The organism is Flavobacterium sp. 245 (assembly GCF_004362055.1).
GTDB lineage: Bacteria > Bacteroidota > Bacteroidia > Flavobacteriales > Flavobacteriaceae > Flavobacterium.
This window is the reverse complement of record NZ_SNXB01000002.1, coordinates 161,732-180,029: the sequence shown is the minus strand read 5'-3', so window position 1 is coordinate 180,029 and position 18,298 is coordinate 161,732. Positions and strand designations below refer to the sequence as shown.

General features: G+C 32.8%; 16 protein-coding genes. 14 read left to right on the top strand and 2 right to left on the bottom strand.

What is annotated here, in order from left to right; genetic code table 11:
* The first annotated feature begins 243 nt into the window (after positions 1-243).
* The 10 genes from hisG to EV145_RS04050 all read left to right on the top strand — a co-directional run bounded on the left by hisG (position 244) and on the right by EV145_RS04050 (position 9,587).
* Positions 244-1,101 (top strand): ATP phosphoribosyltransferase, encoded by an 858-nt coding sequence (gene hisG, locus EV145_RS04095; protein WP_133523958.1) that lies wholly within the window; start codon positions 244-246, stop codon positions 1,099-1,101.
* A gap of 106 nt (positions 1,102-1,207) precedes the next feature.
* Positions 1,208-2,491: a histidinol dehydrogenase gene (gene hisD / locus EV145_RS04090; RefSeq protein WP_133523957.1), complete on the top strand. Its 1,284-nt coding sequence runs from the start codon at positions 1,208-1,210 to the stop codon at positions 2,489-2,491.
* Between the two features lie 111 nt (positions 2,492-2,602).
* Complete coding sequence (gene hisC / locus EV145_RS04085) at positions 2,603-3,649, top strand: histidinol-phosphate transaminase (protein ID WP_133523956.1); 1,047 nt, start codon at positions 2,603-2,605, stop codon at positions 3,647-3,649.
* A 245-nt stretch (positions 3,650-3,894) separates the two neighbouring features.
* Positions 3,895-5,031 (top strand): bifunctional histidinol-phosphatase/imidazoleglycerol-phosphate dehydratase HisB, encoded by a 1,137-nt coding sequence (gene hisB / locus EV145_RS04080; RefSeq protein WP_133523955.1) that lies wholly within the window; start codon positions 3,895-3,897, stop codon positions 5,029-5,031.
* Positions 5,032-5,132: 101 nt separating this feature from the next.
* A complete protein-coding gene (gene hisH, locus EV145_RS04075) occupies positions 5,133-5,723 on the top strand; it encodes an imidazole glycerol phosphate synthase subunit HisH (RefSeq protein WP_133523954.1) in 591 nt (196 codons plus the stop codon).
* Positions 5,724-5,811: 88 nt separating this feature from the next.
* Positions 5,812-6,564, top strand: a complete 753-nt coding sequence (gene hisA / locus EV145_RS04070) for a 1-(5-phosphoribosyl)-5-[(5-phosphoribosylamino)methylideneamino]imidazole-4-carboxamide isomerase (RefSeq protein ID WP_133523953.1) — start codon at positions 5,812-5,814, stop codon at positions 6,562-6,564.
* A gap of 94 nt (positions 6,565-6,658) precedes the next feature.
* Positions 6,659-7,414 carry an imidazole glycerol phosphate synthase subunit HisF gene (gene hisF, locus EV145_RS04065; RefSeq protein WP_133523952.1) on the top strand — a complete coding sequence of 252 codons (756 nt, stop codon included), beginning with the start codon at positions 6,659-6,661 and terminating at the stop codon, positions 7,412-7,414.
* 105 nt (positions 7,415-7,519) lie between these two features.
* Positions 7,520-8,116, top strand: coding sequence for a bifunctional phosphoribosyl-AMP cyclohydrolase/phosphoribosyl-ATP diphosphatase HisIE (gene hisIE, locus EV145_RS04060; protein WP_133523951.1), 597 nt, complete (start codon positions 7,520-7,522; stop codon positions 8,114-8,116).
* 79 nt (positions 8,117-8,195) lie between these two features.
* A complete protein-coding gene (locus tag EV145_RS04055) occupies positions 8,196-8,909 on the top strand; it encodes a hypothetical protein (protein WP_133523950.1) in 714 nt (237 codons plus the stop codon).
* A gap of 66 nt (positions 8,910-8,975) precedes the next feature.
* Complete coding sequence (locus EV145_RS04050) at positions 8,976-9,587, top strand: hypothetical protein (RefSeq protein ID WP_133523949.1); 612 nt, start codon at positions 8,976-8,978, stop codon at positions 9,585-9,587.
* Here the strand turns inward: EV145_RS04050 and EV145_RS04045 are convergent.
* Positions 9,548-10,246 (bottom strand): carbohydrate-binding family 9-like protein, encoded by a 699-nt coding sequence (locus tag EV145_RS04045; protein WP_133523948.1) that lies wholly within the window; start codon positions 10,244-10,246, stop codon positions 9,548-9,550. The genes EV145_RS04050 and EV145_RS04045 overlap by 40 nt on opposite strands.
* Positions 10,247-10,413: 167 nt before the next feature.
* Between EV145_RS04045 and EV145_RS04040 the strand changes: the two genes are divergently transcribed.
* Entirely contained in the window at positions 10,414-12,069 is a 1,656-nt protein-coding gene (locus EV145_RS04040) for a M1 family metallopeptidase (RefSeq protein ID WP_133523947.1), read from the top strand.
* Positions 12,070-12,182: 113 nt separating this feature from the next.
* Here EV145_RS04040 and EV145_RS04035 read toward each other — a convergent pair whose 3' ends face one another.
* On the bottom strand, positions 12,183-13,727 hold the full coding sequence (locus EV145_RS04035; protein ID WP_133523946.1) for a hypothetical protein: 1,545 nt from the start codon (positions 13,725-13,727) through the stop codon (positions 12,183-12,185).
* Between the two features lie 155 nt (positions 13,728-13,882).
* Here EV145_RS04035 and EV145_RS04030 point away from each other — a divergent pair, with 155 nt between their 5' ends.
* From EV145_RS04030 to ilvD, 3 genes are all read left to right on the top strand, one after another.
* Positions 13,883-15,058 carry a 2-isopropylmalate synthase gene (locus tag EV145_RS04030; RefSeq protein WP_133523945.1) on the top strand — a complete coding sequence of 392 codons (1,176 nt, stop codon included), beginning with the start codon at positions 13,883-13,885 and terminating at the stop codon, positions 15,056-15,058.
* Positions 15,059-15,134: 76 nt separating this feature from the next.
* The gene (gene leuB, locus EV145_RS04025) at positions 15,135-16,253 is read left to right on the top strand and encodes a 3-isopropylmalate dehydrogenase (protein WP_133523944.1); all 1,119 of its coding nucleotides are present in this window, start codon (positions 15,135-15,137) and stop codon (positions 16,251-16,253) included.
* A 272-nt stretch (positions 16,254-16,525) separates the two neighbouring features.
* Positions 16,526-18,199 carry a dihydroxy-acid dehydratase gene (gene ilvD, locus EV145_RS04020; RefSeq protein ID WP_133523943.1) on the top strand — a complete coding sequence of 558 codons (1,674 nt, stop codon included), beginning with the start codon at positions 16,526-16,528 and terminating at the stop codon, positions 18,197-18,199.
* The last annotated feature ends 99 nt before the right edge of the window (positions 18,200-18,298 follow it).

Sequence of the window (18,298 nt, the reverse complement as noted above, 5' to 3'; positions counted from 1 at the left end):
ATTAAAAATTGCTTTTTTATGAAATTAACTAGTATATTTGCAACCGAATCAAAGAATTATAAAACAAACCAAACAATGATTTCAAATCAATTACATCATCATCATTTTCATTATTGCTCTCAAGCGATGTGTTAATGGTATGCATGTAAATCATCATATTTTAAAACCCGTTTGAGTACATCAAACGGGTTTTTTTATACCAATTCTTTGTACTCAAACTATTAATCAGCAAACAACTAAAAAATGAGTACTTTAAAAATTGCAATTCAAAAATCTGGTCGCTTAAACGAAGACAGCATTCAAATTCTAAAAGACTGCGGTATTTCAATCAACAACGGAATCGACCAGTTAAAAGCCGAAGCTTCTAATTTTCCTCTTGAAGTTTTGTATCTTAGAAATTCGGATATTCCTCAGTATTTGATAGATGGAGTAGTTGACTTGGCTATCGTTGGCGATAATCTTTTAGTAGAAAAAGGAAAAGGAATTGAGGTAGTTCAGAAATTAGGTTTCTCAAAATGCAAAGTTTCTGTAGCAGTTCCTAAAACATTCGAATACAATTCAGTAAAGGATTTAGCTGGATTACGCATCGCAACTTCTTACCCAAATACCGTTAATGAATATTTTAGCCAATTTGGTATATCTGTTGATATTCACCAAATTTCAGGATCTGTAGAAATCGCTCCAAACATTGGTCTTGCCGATGCAATCGTAGATATCGTTTCAAGCGGAAGCACTTTATTCAAAAATAATTTAAAAGAAGTTGAAGTTATCTTGAAAAGTGAAGCGGTTCTAGCAGTTTCTCCAAAAGTTTCTCCAGAAATTCAAAAACACATTGATACTTTAAAATTCAGAATTCAAGCTGTTTTAAGAGCTAGAAATTCGAAATATATTTTAATGAACGTTCCAAATGATAAAATTGATGCAGTTGGAAAAATCCTTCCGGTTTTAAGAAGTTTGACAGTTTTGCCGTTAGCGCAGGAAGGCTGGAGCAGTGTTCACTCGGTAATCGATAAAGATACTTTTTGGGACGTAATCGACCAATTAAAAGAAGTAGGAGCTGAAGGAATTTTAGTTTGCCCAATTGAGAAAATGGTTCTTTAGGGCTTTGCCCGCTTTAGGCAATAAGCTTTAAGCTTTAAGCCTTAAAAAAACACAACGATAATAAAGCTTAAAGCCTACAGCTTAAAGCATAAAGCGTAAAAAAAAAATGAATATAATAGACAATCCAAAACCAGAAAACTGGTCAGATATATTAAAAAGACCAACTCAAACTATTGATGATATTGAGGTTACGGTAAAAGAAATCTTTAAAGAAATACAAAGAAAAGGAGATGAAGCAGTAGCAAAATATACTTCGATTTTTGATGGAATTTCGTTAGATAATTATGAAGTTTCTGAAGAAGAAACACAGGAAGCTATTAAATTGATCCCGATTGAACTGAAAGAAGCAATTCAATTAGCAAAAGATAATATTTATAAATTTCACAGCGCTCAAAAAACAGACAGAATTGAAATTGAAACTGTTGAAGGCGTAAATTGCTGGCAGGAAAAAAGACCTATTCAAAAAATTGGTTTGTATATTCCTGGCGGAACAGCACCTTTATTCTCAACTGTTTTAATGCTGGCTGTTCCTGCTGAAATTGCTGGCTGTAAAGAAATTGTATTATGTTCTCCACCAGATAAAACAGGAAAAATAAATCCAGCGATTTTGTACGCTGCAAATTTATGTGGTGTAACTAAAATTATAAAAGTTGGAGGAATTCAGGCTATTGCAGGAATGACTTTCGGGACACAATCAATTCCAAAAGTGTATAAGATTTTTGGACCTGGAAATCAGTTTGTGACTGTTGCGAAACAATTGGCAACGCAATTTGGAGTAGCAATCGACATGCCGGCTGGTCCTTCAGAATTATTAATTGTTGCCGATGATACTGCGGTTCCGGCTTTTGTGGCTTCCGATTTATTGTCGCAGGCAGAACACGGAACAGATAGTCAGGTGATTTTAGTTTCGACTTCCAGAAAATTAATCACTGAAGTTGAAGAAGAAATCCAGTCGCAACTGCAGCTGCTTCCAAGAAAAGCGATTGCAAAAAAAGCAATTGAAAATTCGAAACTAATTTATGTTGAAAATGATCAAGTTGCACTTGATTTAATCAATGAATACGGGCCAGAACACTTTATTATCTGTTCAGAATACGATGATTTTTACTGTAACGGAATTGTAAATGCAGGATCTGTTTTCATTGGGAATTATACACCAGAAAGTGCTGGAGATTACGCTTCGGGAACAAATCATACGCTTCCAACAAACGGATATGCAAAGAATTATAGTGGTGTAAATCTGGATAGTTTTACGAAATCGATGACTTTTCAGAAAATATCTAAAACCGGAATCCAAAACATCGGAAGAGCTATTGAAGTTATGGCTGAAGCCGAGGGATTACAGGCGCATAAAAATGCTGTGACTTTGAGATTGAAGAGTATAGAGTAAAGAAAATAGAATTAAGAGGCAAGAAGCAAGAAACAAGATGAAAGAGTTAAAGGATAGATTTGAATCTTTATTCTTGCCTCTTGATTCTTTTCTCTCCTTAAAAATAAAAAAATGAAATTCGATATAAATACAATAACACGTGAAAACGTAAAATCTTTAAAGCCGTATTCGTCTGCAAGAGATGAATTTGAGGATTTTGATACAGCCGAAATGATTTTTTTGGATGCCAATGAAAATCCGTACCAAAATGGTGTGAATCGTTATCCGGATCCACAACAGAATTCGGTTAAAGCAATATTAGCAAAAAACAATAATACCAAACAAAACCAGATTTTGCTGGGAAATGGGAGCGACGAAGTTCTAGATTTACTTTTTAGAGCTTTTTGTGAACCTAAGAAAGATAATATTATTTCGTTGCCACCAACATATGGAATGTACGGTGTTTTAGCGAACATCAACGCAGTTGAGAATAGAGAAATTTTGCTGACCAATGATTTTCAGCCACAGGTTGAAAAAATTTTAGAAGCTGTTGATGAGAATACAAAAATTATCTTTTTATGTTCACCAAATAACCCAACAGGAAATTCTTTTTCAGATGAAAGTGTGGTGAAATTACTTCAAAATTTTAAAGGTTTGGTTGTAATTGATGAAGCCTATATTGACTTTTCGGAGAAAGAAAGCTGGTTGACAGAAATCGACGAATATCCAAATTTGGTCATTACACAAACGCTTTCAAAAGCGTATGGTTTGGCTGGAATTCGTTTAGGAATTTGTTATGCTTCAGAAGCTGTAATTTCTGTTTTAAATAAAATAAAGCCTCCTTACAACGTAAATGAATTAACACAGCAAAGAGCTAAAGAACGTTTAAAAGATTCTGAAAAGATAAAACAAGAAATAGCCTCTATAATTAAGCAAAGAGAAGAATTACTTAAAGTTTTACTTGAAGTTGATTTTGTAGAAAAAGTGTATCCAACTGAAGCCAATTTTGTTTTGGTAAAAGTTGATGATGCTAATAAAAGATATGATCAGTTAATCCAAAAAGGAATTGTAATTCGCAACAGAACTACGCAACCTTTATGTGAAAACTGTCTTCGTTTTACAATTGGAACTGAAGAAGAAAATACTGTTCTGATTAAAGAATTGAAATTGTTGAAATAAAAAATATTAGCCACAAATTAAAAGGATTTCTTAATAATGTAGTCCCTACGGGACAATTATTAGTTTTCGGAATCTTTTTTTCTACCGATATTTAATTTCTACGAGATACTCTGTTAGGAGTTAAAGATTGGTAAAAAAAATAAGGTTTTAAAAGGTTGTCCCGTAGGGACTACATCTAATAAATATTATTTGGATTTTAAAATTTGTAAAAATTCGTTAATTCGTGGCAGAAGAAAATATAAATTATGAAAAAAGTACTTTTTATCGATCGTGATGGAACGATTGTTTTAGAACCAGAAAATTTACAATTAGACAGCTTAGATAAATTAGAATTTTATCCAAAAGCTTTTCAATATCTGGCTAAAATTGCCAATGAATTAGATTACGAATTAGCAATGGTAACCAATCAGGATGGATTAGGGACCGACAGTTTCCCAGAAAATACGTTTTGGCCAACACAGAATTTTATTCTAAAAGCTTTTCAAAATGAAGGAGTTTTGTTTGATGAGATTTTTGTTGATCGATCTTTTCCTGAAGAAAATGCACCAACAAGAAAACCAAGAACCGGAATGCTTACTAAATATTTGAATAATCCGGATTACGATTTGGCTAACTCTTTTGTTTTAGGAGATCGTTTGACAGATGTTGAATTGGCTAAAAATCTTGGCGCAAAAGCGATTTTCATGAATAATACAGACGGAGCAGGAAGCAATGAAATTTCGTCAAAACGTGAAGAATTAGACGAAACTATTGTTTTGCAAACTATGGATTGGAAGAAAATCTACGAGTTTTTGAAATTAGAAGTACGTTCAGCTTCTATTACGCGTAAAACCAATGAAACAGACATTTATATCAATCTAAATCTTGACGGAACCGGAAAAAGCAAAATCGACACCGGAATTGCCTTTTTTGATCATATGTTAGATCAAATCTCTCGTCATGGCCAAATGGACTTAGAAATCCTTGTAAAAGGAGATCTTGAAGTTGATGAACACCACACCATAGAAGATACAGCAATTGCGCTTGGAGAAGTTTTCGCAAAAGCATTGGGAAATAAATTAGGAATAGAACGTTACGGATTCTGTCTTCCAATGGACGATTGTCTGGCACAAGCTGCAATTGATTTTGGAGGAAGAAATTGGCTGATTTGGGAAACCGAATTTAAACGCGAAATGGTGGGGAAAATGCCAACTGAAATGTTTTATCATTTCTTTAAATCATTTACAGACGGAGCAAAAGCCAATTTAAATATCAAAGCAGAAGGAATCAACGAGCATCATAAAATCGAAGCTATTTTTAAAGCTTTCGCAAAAGCCATAAAAGTAGCTGTAAAAAGAGATACAGAAAAAATGATTTTGCCTTCGACGAAAGGAATGCTTTAAATTAGTCGAAAGTTGAAAGTCATAAAGTCAAAAGATTCATAAAAGCACGTATGGAAAAAGACTTTAAGACTTTAGACTTTAGACTTTAAGACTAAAACAAAATGAAAATAGTAATTATAAATTACGGAGCAGGGAATATTCAGAGCATTATGTTTGCTATTGAAAGATTAGGGTTTAAGGCTGTTTTGAGTAATAATCCAGACGAAATAAAATTAGCTGACAAAATTATTTTTCCTGGAGTTGGCGAGGCGAGTTCAGCGATGGCAAAACTTCGTGAAAGTGGCTTGGATAGTTTGATTCCGGAATTGAAACAACCTGTTTTAGGAATTTGTCTGGGAATGCAGTTGATGTGTAATAAAACAGAAGAAGGAAATACAAAAGGTTTGGGGATTTTTGATGTGGATGTAGTGAAATTTTCAAATAATGTAAAAGTGCCACAAATGGGCTGGAATCAGATTTATAATTTAAAATCGGATTTGTTTAGTGGAATTTCAGAAAATGAATTTATGTATTTGGTTCATAGTTTTTATGCGCCAAATTGTTTAGAATCTATTGCTACAACAAATTATGATATTGAATATGCATCGGCTTTGCAAAAAGATAATTTTTATGGAACTCAGTTTCACCCAGAAAAAAGCGGCGATGTTGGCGAAAAGATTTTAGGAAATTTTCTTCGGCTAAAATCCAATTAATAGATTCTAAATATTAATCAAAATAACAATTTTTGAAATCAGAAAAGACTTTAAGACTTTAGACTTTCAAACTTTAAGACTAAAAAAAATGAGAATAATACCAGCCATAGATATCATTGACGGAAAATGTGTTCGTTTATCCAAAGGTGATTATGATACCAAAATAATTTACAATGAAAATCCGCTTGAAGTGGCAAAATCATTTGAGGCCCATGGAATCGAATATTTGCATTTAGTAGATTTAGACGGTGCAAAATCAAGTAAAATTGTCAATTATAAGATTTTGGAACAAATTGCCACGCAAACAGGCCTAAAAATTGATTTTGGAGGCGGATTAAAATCGGATGATGATTTGAGAATTGCTTTTGAAAGTGGTGCAAATCAGATTACAGGCGGAAGTATCGCAGTAAAAAACAGAGCAATTTTTGAAAAATGGATTTCAGAATACGGTTCTGATAAAATCATTCTTGGAGCTGATGCAAAAGATGAAAAAATTGCAGTTTCTGGCTGGTTAGAGGATTCTGATGAAGATTTGATTCCGTTTATAAAAGATTATATGAAAAAAGGAATTGAATATGTAATCTGCACCGATATTGCCAAAGATGGAATGTTAGAAGGACCTAGTTTTGATTTGTATAAAAAAATATTAGATCAGTCGACAATAATAACGGATGATAAAAATATATTTAAAAAAGTAAAATTAATCGCTTCGGGCGGAATTTCAACTTTCGACGAATTGCCAAAATTAGCTGAATTAGGCTGTGAAGGAACCATAATTGGAAAAGCAATCTATGAAGGAAGAATTAGCTTGAAACAACTAGAGAACTACATAATTAGATAATTAGTTAATTAGAAAATTAGATAATTAATCTAGCAAACGTATAGAATTATCTAATTGACTAATTATCAAATTGACACATTGACACATTAAAAACATGTTAGCAAAAAGAATCATACCTTGTTTAGATATAAAGAACGGAAGAACCGTAAAAGGCGTTAACTTTGTTGACTTGCGTGATGCAGGAGACCCAGTGGAGTTGGCTGAAATTTATTCGGCTGAAGGAGCAGACGAATTGGTTTTTCTGGATATATCGGCTACAGAAGAAAGAAGAAAAACACTCGTAAATATGGTACGAAGTGTGGCGGAAAAAATCAATATTCCGTTTACGGTTGGCGGTGGAATTTCGTCCATTGAAGATGTTGAGATTCTGTTGAATAATGGAGCTGACAAAGTTTCGATTAATTCATCGGCAGTAAAAAATCCACAATTGATTAATGATTTGGCTCAGAAATTTGGAAGCCAATGTGTTGTTGTGGCTATCGATGCTAAACAAATTGACGGACAATGGATTGTGCACTTAGTTGGTGGAAAAGTGCCAACCGAATTAAATTTATTCGATTGGGCTGTGGAAGTCGCAGAACGAGGTGCTGGTGAAATTTTATTTACTTCGATGGATAATGACGGTACTAAAAATGGTTTTGCAAACGAGGCTTTGGCTAAACTTTCAGAATTAGTAAATATTCCGATTATTGCTTCGGGAGGAGCCGGAAACATACAGCATTTCGTAGATTCGTTTAAAGAAGGAAAAGCAGACGCCGCTTTGGCAGCAAGTGTTTTTCACTTTAAAGAAATCGAAATCAAAACTTTGAAAGAAGAATTGAGGAAGAATGCTATTGAAGTAAGGCTTTAGAAAATAGAAACAAGAAACAAGATTAAAAATAATATAAAATAATATAGAAGTTCGACTTTAGTTTTGACTTTAAGACTTTCGACTTTACAACTTTAGACTAAAAATATGAACATAGATATAAAAAGCGCACACGGATTAATTCCAGCAATAATTCAGGATTCAGAAACTAAAAATGTTTTGATGCTGGGCTATATGAATGAAGAATCGCTTCAAAAAACAATTGAAACTCAAAAAGTAACTTTCTTCAGCCGTTCAAAACAAAGACTTTGGACAAAAGGCGAGGAGAGTGGCAATTTTTTAAACTTGGTTAGTATTAAAAACGACTGTGACGGAGATACACTTTTAATTCAGGCAAAACCTGTTGGGCCTACTTGTCATACTGGTGCAGATACGTGCTGGCAGGAAGAAAATGCTGCTAATTATGGTTTTATTTCGCAGTTAGAAAATACAATTAAAACTAGAAGAGAAAATGCAGATTCAGAGAAAAGCTATGTAGCTTCTTTATTCGAAAAAGGAATTAATAAAATTGCTCAAAAGGTAGGTGAAGAAGCGGTAGAAGTCGTTATAGAAGCTAAAGATGATAATGATGATTTATTTTTGAGCGAAAGTGCCGATTTATTATTTCATTATTTGATTTTATTGCAGGCAAAAGGTTTTCAATTAAATGACGTTATCGAAGTTTTAAAGAAGCGTCAGAAGTAATTATAAATTGTGAAAAAATGTTTACTAAATTATGTTAAAATAAAATTTATTTTTTGATATTTACGTAAATATTTAAGCCATGGATATAGAGACATTCAGAAAACGTTTTGTAGAGCATTCAGATGAAGATTTAATTTTAATGCTGACCAAAAACGCCAGTAAATACAATCCTGACGCGCTTGTCGTTGCAAAGGAAATTTTAATCGCCAGAAATATTGATATCGAAACCATTCTTAAAAATGAGAATGAAAGGCAAGCGAATTTGCAGGAAGAAGAAAACAATAGAAGACATATTGAAGATCTTTCGCCGTTAGAACAAATTGAATATTTATCTGAAAAAAGACTTGAATTTGAAGAAAATATCGAGGACATAATTGAAGACAATCATAAAGATCTGACTGATGCCGAATTGCTTTTGAACTTTGAAGATATTCTGGATAAAATTATAGAAACTGGAAACTTTGGAGAATTGACGGATAGTTATTCTAAAGAAAATTATTTCATCATAAGCAATATTATTGAGCAGAGAAGTGTTGAAATTCCAGTTTCAGTTCTGAAAAAAATAAACCGCATAAATGATATCGCACGTAAAGATTTTTCTAGAAAATTTACTAGAAATATTATAATTGGAATTGTTCTTTTAACTCTTGGTTTAGTATTTTCAATAGGAACCGGAGGAGGAATTGTTTTTTACGGCGCTGTTTTGTCTGGTATTGGATTGCTAATCAACGGAATTGCAGGCAAAAGAAATTTAAAAAGAGGAGCACAGATTGCGCTTGAATCTTACGGGTAAACTTAAATTTCAAAATATTTAATTATGAAGCTTTTCGTCTGTCTATTTCTGCTTTTAATTCCATCTGTGAATTTTGCTTATAAAAAAAGGGAGATACCTTATCCTATTGTAATTTCAAAGGCTGACTTAATTGTGGATGGAACAATTTCAAAAGTTTCAAAGGATAAATATGAATTCGTTATAAACCAATTCATTAAAGGAAAATCACAACAAAAAATTAATGTTGCAATCTGGGAAGAATGGTTATGTGATCCTAGGAATAAGGAGCTAAAAGTTGGTCAAAGATTAATGTTGTTTTTGGAAAAAATGCCGAACGGTAATTTTAATGCAATTAATGAGAGTACAGGCGAATTATATATCGATAATAATCGTTTTGTCAACATATTCCTTCCCAAAGACTTTTCTAATCCGACTGTTTTAAAAAAGGGGATTTCTATGTTTTTAGAAACTTATAGCTGTTATGGTGATTTAAATGATAGATTTTTGCAAAATGTCTATTTTTGGTCAAACAAGTCTATTTTTGAAATTTATAGATTAAAAAACGATAATAGTGTTTTTAGCTATTTAGCTGATTATGTGATGAGTTCTTGTAAATTTGATGAAACACCAACAAATTTCACGATTGAGCAATTAAAAAATTACTCTACAAATTCAAAAACAGCAAATTCCTGGGGCTGATGAAAACCAAATTTTAAACTTTTATAAGGCTGTAAAGCTAGATATTCAGTTTTATTTCCGTAATCAATTCTAAAAAGATTACCTCTCCATTTTGTGCCAATTTTTGGTTTTATGAAATTGCCATTTTTAATTTTTTCTAAGCTTGAAAACGGAATTTTCATTTCGGTACAAAAACCTTCTGGCGTAATTTTGCTAGCTGTTTCAAATCCGGAAAGATTAAAAGCCATTGACATTTTCCATCCGCCACAGTCTGGCGAAATACATTTTAAAAGCATATCATAATAAGCAGAATAGGCATTTACGCCAATTTCAATATAGTTTTTTCCATCGCCATCGGCATCAATAAAAATTTCGACCAAATCATCAGTGTAAAAAATCTGAGAATCTTTTTTTTGTGGTTTTCCAATTATTTTAGAGTCGGTTGAAAGGTATGCGATATAAAGGTTTTCATTATTCCACGAAAGTGAAACAAAAGTATTTTGAGTTGCTTTTTCGCCTGAATTATGAATTACAAAAGGTCCTGAAAAAGTGTTTTTCCATTCCGATAAATCGCCATCAACAGTCACTTCATTATTTGTTTTATGAACGGCAATATTTTGTGAATTTACGGTAATTGAAAGCGTCAATAAAAAAAATGAAAAAAAAGTAACAAATTTCATATTCAAAGTCTAATAATTAGAAAGCACTAAAATAGAGAACAATAATCAATTTGAGTGCAATTTTTTCTATGAGAAATCATAAAATTTTAAAATAATTAATCTGAATGTTTACATTTGTTGCAGATTAAACAGGTTTAATTACCTTATTTATTACAAATTTATAAATAATGAGAAAATACTTTGGTGGCGCTTTTATCGCCTTTTTAGTTGGTTTCGGCGCAAATGCTCAAGGACTTTTAAATAAGTCAGAAACTGTTTTTACGCATCAGGATACTTTACGTGGCAGCATTACAAAAGAAAGAGCTTGGTGGGATTTAAAATACTATCATTTAAATGTAAAAGTAAATCCGTCAGATAAATCGATATCAGGCCAAAATACAGTGCGTTATACTGTTTTGACAGAAAGCAACAGAATGCAAATCGATTTACAAGAGCCAATGAATATCACTAAAGTGACTCAGAATGGTTTGCCATTAAAGTTTGAAAGAGATGGAAATGCTTTCTTTATTACATTGGCAGAAAAACAAAAAGTTGGAGATTCGAAAGAAATCATAATCTCATTTGGAGGAAAACCAAAAGAAGCTGTAAGAGCGCCTTGGGACGGAGGATTTTCTTGGAAAAAAGACAAAAACGGAAAGGATTTTATTGCAACATCTTGTCAAGGTTTAGGCGCGAGCGTTTGGTGGCCAAACAAAGACCATATGTATGATGAAGTTGAAAATATGATGATCAGCGTGAATGTTCCAGGAGATTTAACAGATGTTTCTAACGGAAGACTGAAAAGCGTTACAAAAGAAAAAGACGGAACAAAAACATTTAATTGGTACGTTTCGAACCCAATCAATAATTACGGTGTAAATATCAATATTGGTGATTATGTTAATTTCTCTGAAGTGTATAAAGGAGAAAAAGGCAAGTTAGATTGTAATTATTATGTATTAAGAGATAATTTGGACAAAGCCAAAGAACAATTTAAAGATGCTCCAAAAATGTTGAAGGCATTTGAAAATTGGTTTGGTCCTTATCCTTTTTACGAAGACAGCTATAAATTAGTTGAAGTGCCTTATTTAGGCATGGAACACCAAAGTTCTGTAACTTATGGAAACGAATATAAAAATGGTTATTTAGGCCGTGATTTGAGCGGAACTGGCTGGGGATTAAAATTTGATTTCATTATTATTCACGAGTCGGGTCACGAGTGGTTTGCAAACAATATCACGTATAAAGATATTGCTGATATGTGGGTTCATGAAAGTTTTACAAACTATTCTGAAAGTCTTTTTCTTGAATATTATTATGGAAAAGATGCCGCTTCTGAATATATAATTGGATGCAGAAAAAACATTCATAATGATACACCAATTATTGGCCATTATGATGTAAATAATGAAGGATCAGGAGACATGTATCCAAAAGGCGCTTCGATGTTGCATATGATTCGTCAGGTAATCAACGATGATGCAAAATGGAAATCGATTTTAAGAGGTTTAAATAAAACGTTTTATCATCAAACGGTTACAGGTAAACAAATTCAAGATTATATTAACGAGCAGTCTGGAATTAACTTCAACAGAGTTTTTGCTCAATATTTAACAACAACTCAAGTTCCGGTTTTTGAATATATGTTTAAAAATGGGACTTTTGGATACCATTGGACAAACTGTGTTGCTAAATTTGATATGCCGGTAAGGGTAAAATTAAATGGTGTGGAAACTTGGTTAAAACCAACAACCGAATGGCAATCTGAAAAAACAACTGATGAAACTCGTAAAGTAGAAGTTGATAAAGATTTTTATGTAACAAGTTCTAATATTGTTGAATAAAGTTTTTTAAAATTCAAATAAAAAAAATCCCAAACTCCATAAATTGGAATTTGGGATTTTTTTATTGAAAAAAGGAAATTATTCTCATTTTTGTCATTTATGACAAATATCGCCTATCGACTATTCAATTTCGCCTTTTCCTTTATAATATCAGCAATTTTACGATTCTCAATTTTGCTTTCAAGCCAAGAAATAATATCTAAATAAAGGAAAGCTCTTTTTTCGTAAGTGTTCTTTTCTAGTTCAACAAAACGAGCATGCATCTTTTTGAATTCCTTTTTAATATCAGCAGGATAAAAATTATTTAAATTTCTTAGAAATTTTATAATTTCTTTCTGGACTTCATGCAAGTCATTCATTTTCAGCAAGAATTTATAAGTACTTTTAAGATGATTTTCTAAGTAATAATCTTTTCCTAGCTCATAATGCGCAATCAATGACAGAAGTCGGGCAAAGCACATTAAATCTTCGCGCATACTTAAGTTCTTGTTATTGATGATTTTGTCTAAATAAAATATACATTCGTTGTACTTTTCATTTCCAAAATAAATCGACGCAATTTTATAGAAAAACAACATTTCGTGATGTTCATCTAGATGTTCACTATGAATTTTAATCTTCTCTAAAATCTCCGGAATCAAGTATTCACTTTCATCAAAAGTTCCTTCCAGAATGTGAAGATTTAGCTTATTGTTGTAGACATATAAAAATGATAGTGAAGCAATGTTATCATTTACCGGAAATTTAGGATCTTCGATAGTTTCTTCTAAAAGCGTTAAGTATTTCTTGAAATTCGATTTGTATTTCAACATATAAAGCGACTCCAAAAAGTAGTGATTTCCTTTTAAGAAAAATACTGGATTCAGGTAAATCATATTTGGATTATCATAAAACAGCGTTACCCATTTATAAGCGTATTTATAACTCGCCAAGAAATCCTGAACCAAGAAACTGCGCCATAAATTAGCATTGTAAAACCAATATTTTTCTCTAAAGCCAAATTTGCTTTCATCTAGTTTTGCAATGTGTCTGTTGAAATAATCGTCGATATATTTATATTCTTCATCGCTTTTTACGTAACCTGTTTTCAGCATGATTCCGTACAATTGAAGCGATAAATTCGATAATTTGCTTGAAATAGTATTTCGGTAATTCAATTCTTTTGCCTGAATTACTAATTCGTCAGCGCGTCCTTGAATACTTCGGGTAATATATTGCGATTCGATCAGTTTTTCGAATTCTACAATTTCATACGCCATATATTTTTCATCATTTTCTAAAGCTTGCTGTTTTGTTTTATCAAGAATTTTTAAACTCTGTTTATACAAACCTTTATTATAAAGGATAACAGCAAAATCAATTTGTTCGCGCAACTGATAACGAATATTCTGACTCGGAATATTTAAGCGGATACTGACTAAAATCTGTTTGTATAAGTATGATTTTAAGTTAGATAACTGAACTTTTTTGATACTTCCGCTTTTTAGAATAAGCTTTTCATCATAGGTTTCAGATTTATCTAAAATATTAAACAGTTCGATAAATTTTGTGTTCGAACTGGTTTCTAATCGGCTCGCAAAAATTTTAAATTGTCTTTTTTCAGATTTGGAAAGTGATTTAATCAGAACAAATAAGAAATCTTTTTGATGGTTAGCCATTGTAAAAAATAATAATATAACTTATTGATTATAAGGATTTTAACTAGGTATAAATTGTTTTATGAACAGTATAATTTCATTAAAACGAATTTTGTACTGCATAAGTACAATATATATTTGTTATTACAATGTGAAATTACATTAAATAAATGAATATGAATAGAGAGAAAGTTCAAATTTTTGACACCACTTTGCGCGATGGTGAACAAGTTCCAGGATGTAAGTTAGATACTAACCAAAAATTAGTTATCGCAGAACGACTAGACAAAATGGGAGTTGATATTATCGAGGCAGGATTCCCTGTGTCAAGTCCGGGCGATTTTTTATCGGTCTCTGAGATTTGTAAAATTGTAGAAAATGCGACCGTCTGCGGATTAACAAGAGCCGTAAAAAACGACATTGATGTTGCAGCAGCAGCCTTAAAGCATGCTAAAAGACCTAGAATCCACACCGGAATCGGAACTTCAGAATCTCATATCCTCCATAAATTACAAACCACTCCAGAAGATATTATTGCAAGAGCAAAATTTGCAGTAGCGCATGCAAAATCATATGTAGAAGATGTTGAATTCTACGCTGAAGATGCAGGAAGAACTGATAATGCATTCTTGGCAAAAGTTTGTGAAGAAGTTATCAAATCTGGAGCAACGGTATTAAATATTCCTGATACAACAGGTTATTGCCTTCCTGAAGAATACGGAGCAAAAATCAAATATTTAAAAGAAAACGTAAAAGGAATCGAAAACGTAATCCTTTCATGTCACTGTCATAATGATTTAGGAATGGCAACTGCAAACTCAATTGCAGGCGCTATAAATGGTGCAAGACAAATTGAGTGTACTATAAATGGTATTGGAGAAAGAGCTGGAAATACGGCACTTGAAGAAGTGGTAATGATTTTCAAACAACATCCATACTTAAATTTAGATACAAACATCAATACTAGAGAATTAAACGAAATGAGCCGTTTAGTTTCTGAAAGCATGGGAATGATTGTACAGCCAAATAAAGCTATTGTGGGAGCAAATGCTTTTGCACACAGTTCTGGAATTCACCAAGATGGTGTGATCAAAAACAGAGCGACTTATGAAATCATGGATCCGCTTGATGTGGGTGTGAACGAATCGTCAATTATTTTGACAGCAAGAAGTGGAAGAGCAGCTTTGGCTTACCGTGCTAAAAAAGTAGGCTACGAGCTTACAAAAGTACAATTAGACATTGTATATATTGAGTTTTTGAAATTCGCTGATATTAAAAAAGAAGTTGTTGATGCTGATATTCATCAGATTATAGAAGCTTCAAAAATTCAAGGAGAATTAATCAGAAGCTAGTTCATAGAAGAAAGAAAATAGAACAAAGAAGAAAGAGAAAAAAAATAAAGATTTAAATCATAAAGAACGAGACGTTATGAATTTGAAAATAGCAGTTTTACCAGGAGACGGAATTGGGCCAGAAGTAATTTTACAAGCCAAAAAAGCATTATATGCAATTGGCGAGGTTTACAATCATGAATTTGTTTTTGAAGAAGCGCTTATGGGCGCAGTTGCAATTGATAAAACAGGAAATCCGCTCCCGGAACAAACGCTGAATCTTTGCCTGAATACTGATGCTGTTTTATTTGGCGCAATCGGAGATCCTAAATACGATAATAATCCAAATGCAAAAGTTCGTCCAGAGCAAGGGTTATTAAAATTGCGTAAGGAATTAGGTCTGTTTGCAAACATCCGTCCAATTAAACCTTATAAAGCATTGGTTGATTCTTCTCCTTTAAAAAGAGAAATTATTGAAGGCGCTGATTTTACTATTTTCAGAGAATTAACAGGTGGTGCTTATTTTGGAGCAAAAACATTAAATGAAGAAGGAACACATGCTTCAGATTTATGTGAATATTCAGAAGAAGAAATTACAAGAATTGCACATTTAGCTTTTAAATCGGCACAAAACCGACGCAAAAAGTTAACAATGGTAGATAAAGCAAATGTTTTAGAAACCTCAAGATTATGGAGAAAAGTAGTTCAGAAAGTGGGCGAAAGCTATCCAGATGTAGCTTTAGATTTTTTATTTGTTGATAACGCAGCAATGCAAATCATCTTAAATCCGAAACAATTTGATGTGATTTTAACTGAGAATTTATTTGGAGATATTTTATCAGATGAAGCAAGTGTTATCACAGGTTCGATAGGTTTATTGGCATCGGCATCTTTAGGAGAAAAAAATGCTTTGTTTGAGCCAATTCATGGTTCGTATCCTCAGGCAAAAGGAAAAAATATTGCCAATCCAATTGCTTCAATTTTATCAGCAGCAATGTTATTAGAGCATTTTGGCCTGTTTAAAGAAGCAAATGTGATTTATCAAGCAGTTGAAAAAGCAATAGAATTTAAAGTAGTAACGGTTGATTTAAAACCAGATTCAAAATTCGGTACAAATGAAGTAGGGGAGTTTGTTTCTAATTTTATTTTCAGCAAAGATGATCTGCTTTATTTTAATAATGACAATGTAAGTATTGGACAATCGACAATTGTTTAATATTTTTTGTTAAAACGTAGAAGAAATAACAAGAAGTCTTTAAAATGTTGAGTTTTTATTTTTTTAGTCATCAAAGTTTTTATACTTTTGTGACACTAAAAAATAGAAAAGATGCAAATCTCAATTATTATTATTACTTCTGTCGTTGTTGTCAATGTGATTAGCACATCTGCGTCGGGAATGGTATAAATATAATTGAAAGACTATATTATAAACCTTCCAAATACTGGAAGGTTTTTTTTTGAACAAAAATTAAAATAAAATAATACATAATGGAATTAAATAAGTACAGCAAAACCATCACTCAAGATCAGACACAGCCTGCTGCGCAAGCAATGTTATACGGTATTGGTTTAACTGAAGAAGATTTGAAAAAAGCACAAGTTGGAATTGTGAGCATGGGTTACGATGGAAACACATGCAACATGCACTTGAATGATTTAGCAAAAGATGTTAAAAAAGGTGTTTGGGATGCAGATCTTGTCGGACTTATTTTTAATACCATTGGTGTTAGTGACGGAATTTCAAACGGAACTGAAGGAATGCGTTATTCATTAGTTTCTCGGGATGTAATTGCAGATTCTATTGAAACAGTTGTGGGAGCACAATGGTACGATGGTGTAATCGCAATTCCGGGCTGTGATAAAAATATGCCTGGAGCTTTAATCGCAATGGGAAGATTAAATCGCCCTGCAATGATGGTTTACGGAGGTTCAATTCACTCTGGAAAATGGAAAGGTGAATCTTTGAATATCGTTTCTGCTTTTGAAGCTTTAGGAAAAAAAGTAAAAGGAGAAATCACTCCAGAAGATTTTAAAGGTGTTATTCAAAATGCTTGTCCGGGTGCTGGCGCCTGTGGTGGAATGTATACTGCAAATACAATGTCATCTGCGATTGAAGCATTAGGAATGAGCTTGCCATACAGTTCTTCAAACCCGGCATTAAGTCAGGAAAAAAGAGACGAATGTCTTGCTGCAGGAGCTGCAATAAAAATTTTATTAGAAAAAGATATTAAGCCAAGAGATATTATGACTCGCAAGGCTTTCGAAAATGCTATTACAATTGTAGCAGTTTTAGGAGGTTCTACAAATGCAGTTATGCACTTAATTGCAATGGCTCACTCTGTTGGAATAACAATTACTTTGGATGATTTTCAAGCAATTAATGACAGAACACCTGTTCTTGCTGACATGAAACCAAGTGGTAAATATATGATGGAAGATATTCATGAAGCGGGAGGAATTCCTTCAGTAATGAAATATTTATTGAAAGTAGGATTGATTCATGGAGATTGTTTAACAGTAACAGGAAAAACAGTTGCTGAAAATTTAGCTTCTACTCCAGATTTACAAGACGGACAACAAGTAATTCATGAAATTCAAAAAGCATTAAAACCAACTGGAAATATTCAGGTTCTATACGGAAATCTTGCTTCTGAAGGTGCTGTAGCAAAAATCAGCGGAAAAGAAGGAGAATATTTTGAAGGTCCAGCTGTTGTTTTTGAAGGTGAATTTGAAGTAATTCCAGGTCTTGAAGCCGGAAAAATTAAACCAGGTAATGTAGTCGTCATCAGGTATTGTGGACCAAAAGGTGGTCCAGGGATGCCTGAAATGCTGAAGCCTACATCTGCGATTATTGGAGCCGGATTAGGAAGCAGTTGTGCTCTAATCACAGACGGCAGATTCTCTGGAGGTTCACATGGCTTTGTCGTAGGACACATTACACCAGAAGCTTATGATGGTGGTGGTATTGCACTAGTAAAAGATGGCGATTTAATTGCTATTGATGCTGTAAATAATACTATTAACCTAAAGATATCAGACGAAGAATTTGCAGCCCGTAAAGCGAGCTGGGTTCAACCTCCTTTAAAAGTAGACAGAGGAGTTTTACTTAAATATGCAAGATCGGTTTCTAGTGCTTCAACAGGCTGTGTTACCGATAAATAGCATTCAATAAAATAGCAAAAAATAATTGCAATAGCAATTCAAATAAATAGCAATGAAAATAAGAAAATGCAACTTCAATTTAAAATTTACAAATAAGTG

Coding starts and splice junctions, on each gene's coding strand:
- EV145_RS04035 (WP_133523946.1), bottom strand. CDS start 13,727: ATGGCTAACCATCAAAAAGATTTCTTATTTGTTCTGATTAAATCACTT.
- hisG (WP_133523958.1), top strand. CDS start 244: ATGAGTACTTTAAAAATTGCAATTCAAAAATCTGGTCGCTTAAACGAA.
- ilvD (WP_133523943.1), top strand. CDS start 16,526: ATGGAATTAAATAAGTACAGCAAAACCATCACTCAAGATCAGACACAG.
- hisD (WP_133523957.1), top strand. CDS start 1,208: ATGAATATAATAGACAATCCAAAACCAGAAAACTGGTCAGATATATTA.
- hisH (WP_133523954.1), top strand. CDS start 5,133: ATGAAAATAGTAATTATAAATTACGGAGCAGGGAATATTCAGAGCATT.
- hisIE (WP_133523951.1), top strand. CDS start 7,520: ATGAACATAGATATAAAAAGCGCACACGGATTAATTCCAGCAATAATT.
- EV145_RS04030 (WP_133523945.1), top strand. CDS start 13,883: ATGAATAGAGAGAAAGTTCAAATTTTTGACACCACTTTGCGCGATGGT.
- hisA (WP_133523953.1), top strand. CDS start 5,812: ATGAGAATAATACCAGCCATAGATATCATTGACGGAAAATGTGTTCGT.
- hisB (WP_133523955.1), top strand. CDS start 3,895: ATGAAAAAAGTACTTTTTATCGATCGTGATGGAACGATTGTTTTAGAA.
- EV145_RS04045 (WP_133523948.1), bottom strand. CDS start 10,246: ATGAAATTTGTTACTTTTTTTTCATTTTTTTTATTGACGCTTTCAATT.
- hisF (WP_133523952.1), top strand. CDS start 6,659: ATGTTAGCAAAAAGAATCATACCTTGTTTAGATATAAAGAACGGAAGA.
- hisC (WP_133523956.1), top strand. CDS start 2,603: ATGAAATTCGATATAAATACAATAACACGTGAAAACGTAAAATCTTTA.
- EV145_RS04055 (WP_133523950.1), top strand. CDS start 8,196: ATGGATATAGAGACATTCAGAAAACGTTTTGTAGAGCATTCAGATGAA.
- leuB (WP_133523944.1), top strand. CDS start 15,135: ATGAATTTGAAAATAGCAGTTTTACCAGGAGACGGAATTGGGCCAGAA.
- EV145_RS04040 (WP_133523947.1), top strand. CDS start 10,414: ATGAGAAAATACTTTGGTGGCGCTTTTATCGCCTTTTTAGTTGGTTTC.